The following is a 12,660-nucleotide window of genomic DNA, read 5'->3' on the forward strand; positions in this document are numbered from 1 at the left end:
CCTGTTCGCGGCCGCCGGCGTATCAGCCTGCCGCGATCGTCGAGTACGTCCACACGTCGGCGGGGATCTCGTGGTCCAGTTTCCATGTGATCCCCATCGGCTTGCTGCCCTTGTGCGACACGTACTCAGCCGGCCCGAGCAGGAGCCATGGCTGGGGACCGCCAATGTCCGTCTTCTTGTACCGGCGGACGAAGAGGAGGACGTGAGAGCCGTCTGCCTTGTGGGTCTGGTAGCGGCGGCCCGTCGCCGAGGTGTCCGACGTCCGGTTCTGGGACTCCCAGTGGAACAGGAGCTCGCTCAGGGCATAGTCGTGATACCGCGTCTGGGGGGAGAAGTCCTTCTCGTCCTTCTCGAGCGTGATGAACAGGGCATCGGTCTTGATGGCTTCGCACCACTTCACGCCCTCGCGGAAGTGGCCGGGGACGTCTCGTTCCACGAAGGACTGGCCAAGTGCGGGGAGGATTTCCTCGCGGCTGTAGGAGGCGTGGACGGTCAGGGGGAGGCTGGCGAGCCCGCCCCTCAGGCTGATCGGGACGTGGTCGAGTCGGTCCAAGGCGTAGGCCAGCACCTGGCGGAGTTCGCTTCGGAAGGCATGCTGTTGGCGGAGCGTCTCCAGCCCTTCCTCGTAGCTGGTAAAGCCGCTGAGAGGCCAGAGCGAGAAGTAGAGCATGCGGGCGAAGGCTTGCTCGCGCTCGCTCAGGTCGCTGTAGCGAGGGGCGTCATCCTCAAGGATCGCGGAGTAGCCGGCGATCCGCTGAGGATCGTCGGCATGGTGGAAGGCTGATACGCGCTTCAGGAGCACCTCCTCGCCTTCCGGAGCCTCCTTTGGCAACAACCCGGATCGGCGGAGGAGCCCCGTCCACGAGTTGCCGTTGCCGCGGTATATCTCCTTCAGCTCCCGACCGCTCTCGTGCAGGTAGTCCGAGAGCTGCAGCACGCCGTACCGCCTGACCTCCTGTGCCAGCTGAGTGACGTTGACGCTGATCTGGCTGCGGATGTTCTCGATGATCAGTTCCTTGGCCTTCGACTCAAGGATGATCTGGCAGCCGGACGGCAGCTGGGGGAAGTCGTGCTCGATGTTGGCAAGGAGGCGGTTGCGCGTCAGGTTGGTCAGCGCGCGGAACTGCTCTTCGAAGCGGAACTCCTTGCGGTGCTGCCCGATGAAGTCCAACACCGTGAGGACAGCCTTGGTCTGCGTGCGGCGCAGCCCACGGCCCAACTGCTGCAGGAACACCGTGGCGCTGGAGGTTGGGCGCAGCAAGATGAGGGTGTCGACATCGGGGATGTCCAAGCCTTCGTTGAACAGGTCCACCGAGAAGATCACTTGGATCTCGCCGGCGCGAAGGGCGGCCAAAGCGGTCCTACGCTGCTCCTGGGGTGTCTCGCCGGACAAGGCCACCGCCTTGAGGCCGGCGCGCTGGAAGAAGTCCGCCATGAACGCGGCATGGGCTACGGAGACGCAGAAGCCAAGGGCACGCATGGCGCCTGGGTTGGCCACCTTGTCCCGTACTGCCTGAACGACGAGCCGTGCTCGGGCGTCGTTGCCCGTGAACAGATTACTCAGAGCCGCTGAGTCGTAGGCCCCGCGCTTCCATGCGACAGCGCTCATGTCGGTGGTGTCGGATATTCCGAAGTAGTGGAACGGGCTCAGGAGGTCGTTCTCCAGCGCTTCCCAGAGGCGCATCTCCGCCGCGATGCGTCCGTCGAAGAACTCGTCCTGGACGTTGCGGCCGTCCATGCGCTCCGGAGTCGCGGTGAGTCCCAGAAACTCGACGGGACGGAAGTGGTCGATGATCCGCCGGTAGGTCGAGGAGACACCGTGGTGGAACTCATCGATGACAATGACGTCGAAGTGGTCGGGGGACAGCTGCTCCAGCCTCTGTGCATGCAGCGACTGCACGCTCGCGAAGACGTGCTGCCACCCATCAGGTGCGAGCCCGCTGTGCAACTCCTCTCCGAAGTTGGCGTCGACGAGCACGTCCTGGTAGGTGCGCAGTGACTGGCGCAGAATCTCCTGCCGGTGGGCGATGAACAGCAGGCGCAGATCGCGGCCGTGCTGCTGCCGAAGCTGCTTGTAGTCCAGTGCAGCCATGACGGTCTTGCCCGTGCCGGTGGCTGCCACGAGCAGGTTCCGATGCCGGTCGTGGACCTCGCGCTCCACCTGGAGGCGCTCCAGCATGTCCCGCTGGTGGGGGTACGGCCGTACTTCCAGACCAGACAGCGTGATTCTGTGTTCCGCCGCTGGGCCCTTGCCTTGGTTGGCTATCCGGAGCGCTTCGCTGAGTCGCGCGGCGTCGCGATCGGGGTCGTATGCCTCGAAAGCGGGGTCGCTCCAGTAGGCGTCGAAGGTTGCCGCGAACTTGCGGACGGCATCCGGGGTTGCCACCGACGACAGCCGAACGTTCCACTCCAGTCCGTCGAGAAGCGCCGCCTTCGACAGGTTGGAGCTGCCGACATACGCCGTGTCGTATCCGCTGTCTCGGCGGAAGAGCCAGGCCTTGGCATGGAGGCGGGTTGAGCGGAGCTCGTAGTTGACCTTCACCTCGGCGTTGAAGCGCTGAACGAGACGGTCGAGGGCCTGCCGCTCGGTCGCTCCGATGTAAGTCGTGGTGATGACGCGGATCGGGACGCCCCGCGCATGTGCCGCTTCAAGCGACTGCTCGATGACACGCAGACCGTGCCACTTCACGAAGGCGCAGAGGAGGTCAACCCTGTCAGCCGTGGCCAGCTCGGCCCGCAGCTCGAAGCCAAGGCTGGGGTCTTCCGGGGCATTGGTGAGGAGGGCAGCCTCCGCAAGCGGGGTCGCAGGGCGGATTCGATACGCGCCCTGGGCTTCCTGCTCCGCGACGGCAAGGAGCTGGCGCGGGCCGTCGGCAACGAACTCGACCCATTCACGAGCACCCTCGATGGTGTTCATGGATTCGAGGATGTGATTGGCCGCATGCACGTGTTCGGAGGCAGGCAGCCGCTCCAGGATGCGTCGCACGGTGTCGGATACGTGCTTCGCCAGTACGCGGGGGGAAGATTCGGGGCCGACGACGTCGTCGATCGCATGCCCACCACGACCTGCGAGCTCCTTCAGCTGTGCTTCGAGTCGCAGGGTTATCAACTGCTCGTAGAGCCCCGAAACCGGCCCGCTGGAGTCTGACAGCTCGCTCATCGTTTCCCCTCCCTGATCAACCGCCCCATTGGTATCAGGCGCCACCGACAGACTCTCGGTAATGCGTCAGCCTGGTGAGGGGCGAGCTGATCACTCCGCCCCGTGGCACTCCCCGTAAGTCCGTCCCGACCCGCACCAGCAGTCCGTGCCGCGGGTCGGGGGCCAGGCTGTCGCTCGGGCCCTCGCCGCCAGGGTCGTGGCGTACTGGGGGAGGAGGTCCGCGTTCGATGGTGGGGTGGATTCCGAGGCGGCGAAGGCTTCGTAGGAGGGGACCGTCGCTCGGACGATGCCGAGGTTCGGGGTGCCGGCTGCCGCGAGTTCGCGGAGGGACGCCTCGATGTCCGTCAGGTGGGCCCGGTATGTGGGGTACTCGGCCTCCAGCTCCGGGTAGGCCGCCAGGAGTTCGTCCAGTTCCGGTTCCGGCCAGTGGAGGACCGCGACCGGGAAGGGGCGGGAGAGGGCCGTGCGGTAGGTGCCCAGTTCCGAGCGGAGGCGGGTGATCTCCGCCTGGAGTTCCGCCGGGTCCGAGGAGCCGAGCGACCACAGGCGCTTCGGGTCGTGGAGCTCGTCCAGCCCGACCGTGCCCGTGTGCAGGCGGTCCGCGACGTCGTCCCAGTCGTCGTGCGGAAGCGCCAGCATGCGGCGGATGCGGTGGCGGGTCGTGAGCAGGGACTGGGTGGCGTGGGGGAGGTCCCCGCCGCCGGCCAGGAGGCCCGTCGCCTCCGTCAGGGTCGACTCCGCCGCCTCCAGCTCGTCGTGCGCCTCCAGCGTCTCCGCCGTGATCTGCCAGGGCGCCGCGTCCGACGGCCGCGCGCGGCGGACGCCCTCGATGATCGCCCGCGCCTCGGCCTCGTGGCCGTACTCCCACAGGTTCGCCGCCTTCAGCGCCCTGATCAGGTGCGGGTTCGCGGGGTCTCCGGAGAGGAGGGTGTCGTAGAGGGCCGTCGCGCCCGGGCGGTCTCCCGCCAGTTCCCGGTGGGCCGCGGCCTGGAGGTAGAGGGGTTCGCGGTCTCCGGGGTACTGCTCCGCAGTGCGCAGCAGACGCTCGGCTTCGGTGGTGTGGGCGGCAGGCGTGTCGGGGCGCATGCCCTCCACCGTACTGCTGTACGGGCCTGGAGAGTTGGCGCCTCAGCGCTTATCGTGCCCCGCGTGCGGGCCAGGGTGTGGGAGCGGGTGCCGGTCGTCGTCCAGAGGGGAGGACGATCCCGTACGGGCGCACGCGCGCTGTGGCTGGGCGCCGAGACCGCCGTCACCTGCGGGGTTCTCGTCCTGCTTCTCGTCGTCCATCAGCTCTGGTGGACGAATCGGGAGGCCCGCGCCGAGGCCCTCGGCCAGGTGCGCGTCCTGGAGCGGGAGTGGGACATCTCTCCGTCCCCCGAGTCCGAGTCCGATCCCGTATCCGAGTCCGTGTCCGAGGTCGGTCCCGAGGAGGGCGCGGCGGAGGCCCGGTCCCGTCCGCGCGCGGCCGCGTCTCCCGCTCCTTCTTCCTCCGACGCCTTCGCCGTCCTTCGGATCCCCCGGCTCGGGCTCACCGTCCCGGTCGCCGAGGGCGTGTCCAAGCGGTCCGTTCTCGACAAGGGGTACGCGGGGCACTATCCCGGCACCGCCGGGCCCGGGAGCGTCGGGAACTTCGCCCTCGCCGGGCACCGGAACACGCACGGCGAGCCGTTCCGGTACATCAACCGGCTCCGGGACGGGGACGAGATCTTCGTGCGTACGCGTGCGCGTACCTATCGCTATCGCGTCGATCTTGTTCTGCCTTCGACGTCTCCCCGGGACGTCGGGGTCATCCGGGGCGTTCCCCGGTCCCTCGTCAAGCCCTCGTACGGGTACTCCGCGCCGGGGGCGTATCTCACCCTCACCACCTGCACCCCCGAGTTCAGCAGCGCGTACCGGCTCGTCGTGTGGGCGAAGCTAGTCTCGACCGGTGATCAGACGTAGGCCCCAGTTGTTGTGGCTCCTTCTCCCGTACGTGCTGTTCGTCGCCGCGCTGCCGTTCGTGAACCGGGTGCCGTTGCTCGTCCTGTGGCTGTTCGGCGCCACCCTGCTCACGCCCGTCTTCGTCGGCCTCGCCCGGAGGGGGGACCGCCGGCCGTGACCGTCGCCCTCGTCATCCTCGGCGTCTCCATGGTGCTCACCGTCGCCCTCGGGCTCCTCGCCGTCCGCCGGCAGCAGGGCGGCGGGCTCGACGCCTGGTCGGTCGGCGGGCGTTCCCTCGGGCCCGTCTTCATCTGGGTGCTGATGGCGGGGGAGGGCTATACGAGCTTCAGCTATCTCGGTGCCGCCGGGTGGGGGTACAACTACGGCGCGCCCGTCCTCTACGTCGTCGCCTACATGTCCTGCGGTTACGCCGTGGGGTACGTCGTGGGGCCCATGCTCTGGGGGTACGCCCGCAAGCACGGGCTCGTCGCCCTCAGCGACATCGCCGCCCACCGCTACCGCAGGCCGTGGCTCGGCGCGGCCGTCGCCGTCCTCGCGACCGTCTTCCTCCTGCCGTACATCCAGCTCCAGATCACCGGCATGGGAGTGGTCGTCTCCACCGTCTCGTACGGGAGGATCGGCCTCGACCTCGCCTATTTCCTCGCCTTCGCCGTCACCACCGGGTTCGTGGTGGTGAGCGGGCTGCGCGGGAGCGCCTGGGTGTCCGTGATGAAGGATCTCCTCGTCATCCTCACGCTGGGGTTCCTCGCCTTCTACGTGCCGCAGCACTACTTCGGCGGGGTCGGGGAGTTCTTCTCCCGGCTCGTCGACGAGAAGGGCGAGTGGCTGTCGCTGCCCGGGCACGGGGGCGAGGAGAGCGGGTACGGGGTGGGGTGGTTCGCCTCCACGACCGTGCTCAACTCCCTCACCGTCGTCATCTTCCCGACCACCGTCGCCGGGTACCTCGGGGCTCGTGACGCCGACGTCCTCCGGCGCAACGCCGTCTGGCTCCCCGCCTACAACGTCCTTCTCTTCGTGCCGATGCTCCTCGGTCTCGCCGCCCTCTTCGTCGTTCCCGGGCTCACCGGCGCGGAGACCAACCTCGCCCTCTTCAAGCTGGTCACGGACTCGCTGCCGGGCTGGGCCGTCGGTGTCGTCGGGGTCGCGGCCGCGCTCTCCTCGATCGTGCCCATGGCCGTGTTCATGCTGGTGATCGGCACCATGTGGGGGAGGAGCGTGCTCAGTCTCGTGCCGCGTCTCCGGTCCCGGGAGAAGGGGCTCTCGCAGTCCGTGGTCGTCGTCGCCGGGGCGCTCGCCCTCCTCCTGACCTACACCGCCCCGAACACGCTCGTCCGCCTCTCCCTCATCTCGTACGAGGGGATGGCGCAGCTGCTGCCGATGGTGCTCCTCGGGCTGGTGTGGCGGCGGATGACCCTGGCCGGTGGGGTGTGCGGGCTCGTGGTGGGTGTGGCGATCGTCTGTGCCCTCGTGTTCTCCGGCAACGATCCGCTGTGGGGGGTGAACGCCGGGCTGCTCGCGCTCGTCGTCAATCTCGCCGTCGCCGTCCCCGTCAGTCTCTTCGGGCCGCCGGAGCGCGGCGACGACCGGGCAGACGCCGAGGTCCTCGCCCTGGAGGAGTTCACGGACGCCGCCGTCCGGCCCGTGCGCGCGGAGCCCACCACTCCAGTACGAGGGTGAGGGCCCCGCCCGTGAGCGCCAGGGCCGCCGAGACGAGCAGCGCCGTGTCCGGACCGGCCGGCACCAGGGCCAGGGTGAGGGCCACTCCGGCCGAGGAACCGATGTAGCGGGCGGTGTTGTTGGCGCCCGAGCCCATCGCCGCCCGCTCGGGCGGTACGGAGTCGACCGCGAGCCGGGGCAGCGCCGCGTTCAGGAGGCCGCTGCCCGCGCCCGCCACCAGGAGGCCGGGGAGAAGGCGCGGCCAGGGGCCTTCGAGCCCGCCGAGCAGGGCGAGGACCCCCGCCGCCGACAGGGCGAAGCCCACCGCCAGTTGGTGCGCTGCGGAGAGCCGGCCCGCGAGGCGGCGCGCCTGCAGCGCCGCCACGAAGGCGGTGCCCGACCAGAGGAGGAACAGCACCGCCGCGCCCAGCGGCGACATCCCGGCCCCGCCCTGGAGCAGCGCGGGGACCACGCTGAACAGGCCGATCACCGCCAGGCCCGTGAACAGCGCCCCGAGCGTCGACGCCAGGAACGCGGGCCTCCGCAGCAGGGCCAGGTCGACCATGGGCGCACGGCTCCGGTGCTCCACCGCGACGAAGAGGGCCGTCAGGGCGGCGGACGCGAGCAGCAGGAGTCCCACCGGGACCCGGAGCCAGCCGTCCCGGCCGAGCGTCAGGGCGGTGAGCAGCGCCGCCAGGGCCAGACCGAGGGCGACCGCCCCCGCGATGTCGGGGCGCCCCTCGCCCGCCGGGGTCCTCGCCTCCCGCTCCAGCGTCCGCGCTCCCACCGCCGCGATCACCAGCGCCGCCGCCCCCAGCGTTCCGTACGCCAGGCGCCAGTCGGCCAGGCTCAGCGCGCCCGCGAGGAGGGGGCCGAGGGCGATGCCGCCGCTGACGGACGCGCCCCAGATCCCGGTGGCCCTGATCCGGTCCCGGCCGGTCGGGTACGCGTGGGCGAGGAGGCCGAGGCTGCCCGCGAGGACGGCGGCGCTCGCCGCGCCCTGGGCGATCCGGGCCAGGGTGAAGGTGAGCGTCGAGCCGGCGAGGGCGCCGAGGGCGGTGGTGAGGCCGAGGGCGAGGGTGCCGAGGAGGAAGATCCGCCGCCGTCCGTGGGCGTCGGCGAGGCTGCCGGCCACGAGGAGGAGGACGGCGAGGCCGAGGGGGGTGCCGTTGAGCAGCCAGGCCTGCGCCGAGGCCGGGGTCCCGAAGGCGGCGGCCATGTCCGGGAGGGTGAGCATCGGGGCCGTGTAGTTCATCAGCGCGACGGCGGTGGCGGCGGCCGTGACGGCGAGGGTGGCCCGGGGGCGTCCGGCGCGGGTGGGCGGCGCCGTGCGGGCCGTGGCGGCGAGCTGGGACATGGCAGGGACCTCCACCAGTCGGTTCGGTGAATGAACTCAAGGTACCAGCTCGGTTCGTTCAGTGAACCGGGAATCGGTACGATGGGTCCCATGGCTCTCGGCAAGGACTACGCCCAGCAGCAGTGCTCCATCGCCCGCGCCCTGGAGGTCGTCGGGGAGCGCTGGACCCTGCTCGTCGTCCGCGACGCCTTCTACGGTGTCCGCCGCTACAACGACTTCCTCGTCCACCTCGGCATCCCCCGTGCCGTCCTCGCCGCCCGGCTCCAGGCCCTCGTCGAGGCCGGCGTCCTCGACCGGAGGCGCTACCAGGAGTCGCCCCCGCGCGACGAGTACGTGCTCACCGAGCGCGGTCTCGCCCTCTGGCCCGTCCTGCGCTCGCTCGGCGCCTGGGGGCGGGCCGAGGTCCCCGGAGCCGTACCGCTGCGCCACTTCCACCACGCCGACTGCGGCACCGAGCTCGGCCCGTACGGCGAATGCCCCTCCTGCCGCGTCCCGGTGCCACTGGCCGACGTCGAGATGCGGCCCGGCGCCGGGCTCGACCCGGACCCGGCGGATCCCGTCAGCCGCGCCCTCCTCCGGCCCCGCCGCCTCCTCGTCCCCCTGGAGCACACGAGTTCCTGAGGCGTACGGGACCGTTTCCCTGGGCGCGCGGGAGGGTTTCCGAGGCGCGCGGGAGGGTTTCCGAGGCGTGCGGGGAGGTTTCCCGAGGCGTACGGGAAAGTCGTGCGCGCACGCGGGAACTCCCCGGCCTCCCCGTGCGTCTTCTCCGTGAGGCGGCACCGCCTCGTGAGGCAGCGGCACCGGAAGGAGGTGGCGGGATGACGGTCAGGACCCTGGTCCTGCGCATCGTGGCGCCCCTGTTCTTCCTGCTCGCCCTCGCCGACCTGCTCCTCTCCGACGGCGCGAGCCTCTCCGCCGCCGTCGCCCTGGCCGCGACCGGCGTCGTCTGCGCCCTCTTCGGCGCCCGTACGGCCCCCGCCGTGCCGCCGACCGCCGTCCGCACCGCCATCCGTGACCGTGAGCGGCGCACCGCCTTCCTGCCCCAGCGCGACCCCGACGCCCGAGGGCGCCGCAGACCCCGCGCTCCCGGCCGTCCCCTCCCGACGGCCGCGTAGGGAGCCCGTACCACCCGTACAGCGACAAGCACCTTCCGCGGATCCGTCATGCCGAATTCCCCTGCTCCCGGCACGACGAGACCCCACGGAGGGCTCCCTTGAACGTCTTCGCTTCCCTGGTCGAGCGGCTCGCCGACCTGCTCCAGCCGCTCTTCGCCACCACCGCCACGGCCGCCGCGATCGTCCTCTTCACCGTGCTCGTGCGGCTCGCGGTCCACCCGCTCTCCCGGGCCGCCGCCCGCGGCCAGAAGGCCCGCACCCGCCTCGCCCCGCAGCTCGCAGCGCTCCGCAAGAAGCACGCCAAGAACCCCGAGCGCCTGCAGAAGGCGATCATGGAGCTGCACGCCAAGGAGAAGGTCTCGCCGCTCGCCGGCTGCCTGCCGAGCCTGCTGCAGGCCCCCGCGTTCTTCCTGATGTACCACCTCTTCTCCAGCGGGCGGATGTCCGGACACAGCCTCTTCGCCGCCCCGCTCGGCGACCACTACGCCGACGCGCTCGCCGACGGGGGCGTCCTCGGCCCGGCCGGCCTGGTCTACCTCGTGCTCTTCGCGATCGTCGGCGCCGTCGCCACCTACACCTACCTCCGGGCCAAGCGGCAGCCGATGACCGTCCCGGTCGAGCCCGGCCAGCCGGGGGCGGGGGTGGCCGCGGGCATGGCCAAGTTCCTGCCGCTGCTCTCCTTCGCGACGCTGATCTCGGTCGCCGTCGTGCCGCTGGCCGCCGCGCTCTACATCGTCACCAGCACCACGTGGACCGCCGTCGAGCGGGCCTTCCTCTACCGGGACATGCCCGGGGCGGCCGGCGTGGTTACTCCCGCGTAAGGGTCCAGTCCGTGAACGGGGTCTTGCAGAGTGACCCAACCTCTTGGAGGATCGACCAATCCTCCGATGGCCGCACTCCATCGGCCGGGGCACCTCAGGGCCTTCCCGGGCCCACCTCGACCACAGGGAGAAGACCATGAAGCTGCTGCGTGTCGGCCCGCCGGGAGCCGAGCGTCCCGCCCTGCTCGACCAGGACGGAACGCTTCGCGACCTGTCCGCCCTCGTCGACGACATCGACGGCAGCGTGCTCGCCGACGCCTCCGCCCTCGACCGCATCCGGGCCGCGGCCGGCGCCGGCGTGCTGCCCGCGCTCGACGCCACCGGGCTGCGCGTCGGCCCGCCGGTCGGCCGGATCGGCAAGGTCGTGTGCATCGGGCTGAACTACCACGGGCACGCCGCCGAGACCGGTCAGGCCACCCCCGCCGAGCCCGTCGTCTTCCTCAAGGCCGCCGACACCGTCGTCGGCCCGGACGACACCGTGCTCGTACCGCGCGGCTCGGTGAAGACCGACTGGGAGGTGGAGCTCGCGATCGTCATCGGCCGCACCGCCCGCTACCTGGAGACCGACGAGCAGGCCCTCGCGCACGTCGCCGGATACGCGGTCGCCCACGACGTCTCCGAGCGCGAGTTCCAGATCGAGCGCGGCGGCACCTGGGACAAGGGCAAGAACTGCGAGACCTTCAACCCGCTCGGCCCCTGGCTGGTCACCGCCGACGAGGTGCCCGACCCGCAGGACCTCGGCCTGAAGCTGTGGGTCAACGGCGAGCTCAAGCAGGACGGCCACACCTCGGACCAGATCTTCCCGGTCGCGGAAGTCGTCCGGTACGTCAGCCGGTTCATGACCCTGTACCCGGGCGACATCATCAACACCGGTACGCCCGCGGGCGTCGCCATGGGGCAGCCGGAGCCCAAGCCGTACCTGCGCCCCGGTGACGTGGTCGAGCTGGAGGTCGAGGGCCTCGGCCGGCAGCGCCAGGAGCTCAAAGGCGCCTGACAGCCGGGGGCGGCGGGCGCACGCCTGACCGCACGGGTGCGAAAGCGGCGGCGCTCCGCGTGGGGCGTCGCCATTTTCGTACCCTTTTTGCATATTGCCCGATATGGAACCTCTCTCGTACGAGCGTCGACGCGACCGGCGCCGCCTCGCCCTCATCGCCGCGTCCACGGTCGGGGCCACCGCCCTCGTCGGCGTGCTCGCCGTCACCGGCCACGCCGATCCGCTGCCGGGCGGCCTCGGCCCCTGCAAGCCGGGCAACTGCCCCACGAAGTACCCCGACGACAACGGCAGCGGCGCCGTCACCTACCGGGACAACAACATCAACGTCTTCGTCGGCGGCGACTTCCTCGTCCGCGAGGCCGCGGCGGAGGCCGAGGGCAAGGTCGTCGTCCTCGGTGGCTTCGACCAGAACAAGAGGGCCGGTGTCTCCGCCGTCTACAACGTCGGCGTCGCCGGCGTCGGCTCGCGCGTCCCGCCCGAGAACGGCACGGACTTCCTGACCGTCGGCAAGAACCTGACGGTCGCGAGCGGGCAGCGCCTGCTCGCCGAGGAGGGGACGACCCACGGCGTCGTACGGTACGGGGGCGCCCTCTCCGGCACGGTGAGCCCGGCGCCGGTCCACGACACCGCGGCCGCCGACCCGTACCAGGCGCTCCGGGGGCAGCTCACCGACGCGAGCCGGTGCTACGCGTACGTGAACGGGGCCTCCCGCACCCCCACCGGGACGGCCGTCGACAACGACTGGGAGACGCTCTTCACGGGTGACGGCACGTCGTCGCTCCAGGTCTTCAACGTCGCCTTCGACCTGGAGTCGGCGAGAGGCGGCCAGCAGGGCATCCGCTTCGAGAGGATCCCGGCCGGCGCGACGGTCCTCGTCAACGTCCTCGGCGCCGACCGCACCGTCGACTCGTACATCAACCAGCTGCCGGACGGCCTGCGCGAGCGGGTCCTGTGGAACTTCCCCGACGCCGTGAAGGTGAAGTTCGAAGGCACGGCGCAGTTCGCCGGCAGCGTGCTCATCGGCAACCAGGCCAGCACGACGACGGTGACGATGCCCGGCATGAACGGCCGCTTCTTCACCACCGGCAACCTGACCCATGCCTCGGAGGCCGGCGGCGGCGGCGGTCAGGAGATCCACGCCTACCCGTTCAACGGCGACCTGCCGTCCTGCACGGACCCGACGCCCACGCCGACGGACCCGACGCCCACGCCGACGGACCCGACGCCGACACCGACCGATCCGACGCCCACGCCGACGGACCCGACCCCGACCCCGACGGACCCCACTCCCACGCCGACCGACCCGACCCCGACGCCGACCCGTCCGACCCCGACGCCCACCGACCACACGAGCGGCGGGTGGACGGACGGCGGTTCGACGGACGGTGGCGGGACGACCGGCGGCTGGACCGGCGGCGGATCGTCCACCGGCGGTGACTCCGGCTACGGCGACAACGGCTACGGCGACTCCGGCGGCGACCACGGCCCGCACGGCGAGCTCTCCGAGACCGGAGCCGGCACCGGGAAGATCGTCATGGGCGCCACCGGGGTCGCCCTCGCCGTCGGCGGTGGCGCGCTGGTGTTCGTCAGCCGTCGCCGGAGGCGGGCGGACTGAG

The 12,660-nt window shown here is 70.9% G+C and carries 11 protein-coding genes; 8 read left to right on the top strand and 3 right to left on the bottom strand.

What is annotated here, in order from left to right; translation table 11 throughout:
• Positions 1–22: 22 nt before the first annotated feature.
• Positions 23–3,160 (bottom strand): DEAD/DEAH box helicase, encoded by a 3,138-nt coding sequence (locus IE237_RS30100; RefSeq protein WP_189805284.1) that lies wholly within the window; start codon positions 3,158–3,160, stop codon positions 23–25.
• 90 nt (positions 3,161–3,250) lie between these two features.
• Positions 3,251–4,246: an SEC-C domain-containing protein gene (locus tag IE237_RS30105; protein ID WP_189805285.1), complete on the bottom strand. Its 996-nt coding sequence runs from the start codon at positions 4,244–4,246 to the stop codon at positions 3,251–3,253.
• Positions 4,247–4,309: 63 nt separating this feature from the next.
• Between IE237_RS30105 and IE237_RS30110 the strand changes: the two genes are divergently transcribed.
• The 3 genes from IE237_RS30110 to IE237_RS30120 are packed head-to-tail and all read left to right on the top strand — an operon-like array spanning position 4,310 to position 6,778.
• A complete protein-coding gene (locus IE237_RS30110; RefSeq protein WP_189805286.1) occupies positions 4,310–5,101 on the top strand; it encodes a class E sortase in 792 nt (263 codons plus the stop codon).
• Complete coding sequence (locus IE237_RS30115) at positions 5,088–5,258, top strand: hypothetical protein (protein WP_189805287.1); 171 nt, start codon at positions 5,088–5,090, stop codon at positions 5,256–5,258. Before IE237_RS30110 ends, IE237_RS30115 begins: the two co-directional genes overlap by 14 nt.
• 29 nt (positions 5,259–5,287) lie before the next feature.
• A complete protein-coding gene (locus IE237_RS30120) occupies positions 5,288–6,778 on the top strand; it encodes a sodium:solute symporter family protein (RefSeq protein WP_189805347.1) in 1,491 nt (496 codons plus the stop codon).
• Here IE237_RS30120 and IE237_RS30125 read toward each other — a convergent pair.
• Entirely contained in the window at positions 6,720–8,114 is a 1,395-nt protein-coding gene (locus IE237_RS30125; protein ID WP_189805288.1) for an MFS transporter, read from the bottom strand. The two genes, IE237_RS30120 and IE237_RS30125, sit on opposite strands and share 59 nt — an antisense overlap.
• Positions 8,115–8,204: 90 nt before the next feature.
• Here IE237_RS30125 and IE237_RS30130 point away from each other — a divergent pair, with 90 nt between their 5' ends.
• From IE237_RS30130 to IE237_RS30150, 5 genes are all read left to right on the top strand, one after another.
• Positions 8,205–8,735 (top strand): winged helix-turn-helix transcriptional regulator, encoded by a 531-nt coding sequence (locus IE237_RS30130; protein WP_189805289.1) that lies wholly within the window; start codon positions 8,205–8,207, stop codon positions 8,733–8,735.
• A 197-nt stretch (positions 8,736–8,932) separates the two neighbouring features.
• A complete protein-coding gene (locus tag IE237_RS30135; protein ID WP_189805290.1) occupies positions 8,933–9,229 on the top strand; it encodes a DUF6412 domain-containing protein in 297 nt (98 codons plus the stop codon).
• Between the two features lie 98 nt (positions 9,230–9,327).
• Positions 9,328–10,050, top strand: a complete 723-nt coding sequence (locus IE237_RS30140; protein ID WP_189805291.1) for a YidC/Oxa1 family membrane protein insertase — start codon at positions 9,328–9,330, stop codon at positions 10,048–10,050.
• Between the two features lie 136 nt (positions 10,051–10,186).
• Positions 10,187–11,044 carry a fumarylacetoacetate hydrolase family protein gene (locus IE237_RS30145; RefSeq protein WP_189805292.1) on the top strand — a complete coding sequence of 286 codons (858 nt, stop codon included), beginning with the start codon at positions 10,187–10,189 and terminating at the stop codon, positions 11,042–11,044.
• Between the two features lie 103 nt (positions 11,045–11,147).
• Positions 11,148–12,659 carry a choice-of-anchor A family protein gene (locus IE237_RS30150; protein ID WP_189805293.1) on the top strand — a complete coding sequence of 504 codons (1,512 nt, stop codon included), beginning with the start codon at positions 11,148–11,150 and terminating at the stop codon, positions 12,657–12,659.
• The last annotated feature ends 1 nt before the right edge of the window (position 12,660 follow it).

Source organism: Streptomyces tanashiensis (assembly GCF_014648895.1).
GTDB lineage: Bacteria > Actinomycetota > Actinomycetes > Streptomycetales > Streptomycetaceae > Streptomyces > Streptomyces tanashiensis.

Coding starts and splice junctions, on each gene's coding strand:
- IE237_RS30100 (WP_189805284.1), bottom strand. CDS start 3,160: ATGAGCGAGCTGTCAGACTCCAGCGGGCCGGTTTCGGGGCTCTACGAG.
- IE237_RS30105 (WP_189805285.1), bottom strand. CDS start 4,246: ATGCGCCCCGACACGCCTGCCGCCCACACCACCGAAGCCGAGCGTCTG.
- IE237_RS30120 (WP_189805347.1), top strand. CDS start 5,288: ATGGTGCTCACCGTCGCCCTCGGGCTCCTCGCCGTCCGCCGGCAGCAG.
- IE237_RS30125 (WP_189805288.1), bottom strand. CDS start 8,114: ATGTCCCAGCTCGCCGCCACGGCCCGCACGGCGCCGCCCACCCGCGCC.
- IE237_RS30130 (WP_189805289.1), top strand. CDS start 8,205: ATGGCTCTCGGCAAGGACTACGCCCAGCAGCAGTGCTCCATCGCCCGC.
- IE237_RS30135 (WP_189805290.1), top strand. CDS start 8,933: ATGACGGTCAGGACCCTGGTCCTGCGCATCGTGGCGCCCCTGTTCTTC.
- IE237_RS30145 (WP_189805292.1), top strand. CDS start 10,187: ATGAAGCTGCTGCGTGTCGGCCCGCCGGGAGCCGAGCGTCCCGCCCTG.
- IE237_RS30150 (WP_189805293.1), top strand. CDS start 11,148: ATGGAACCTCTCTCGTACGAGCGTCGACGCGACCGGCGCCGCCTCGCC.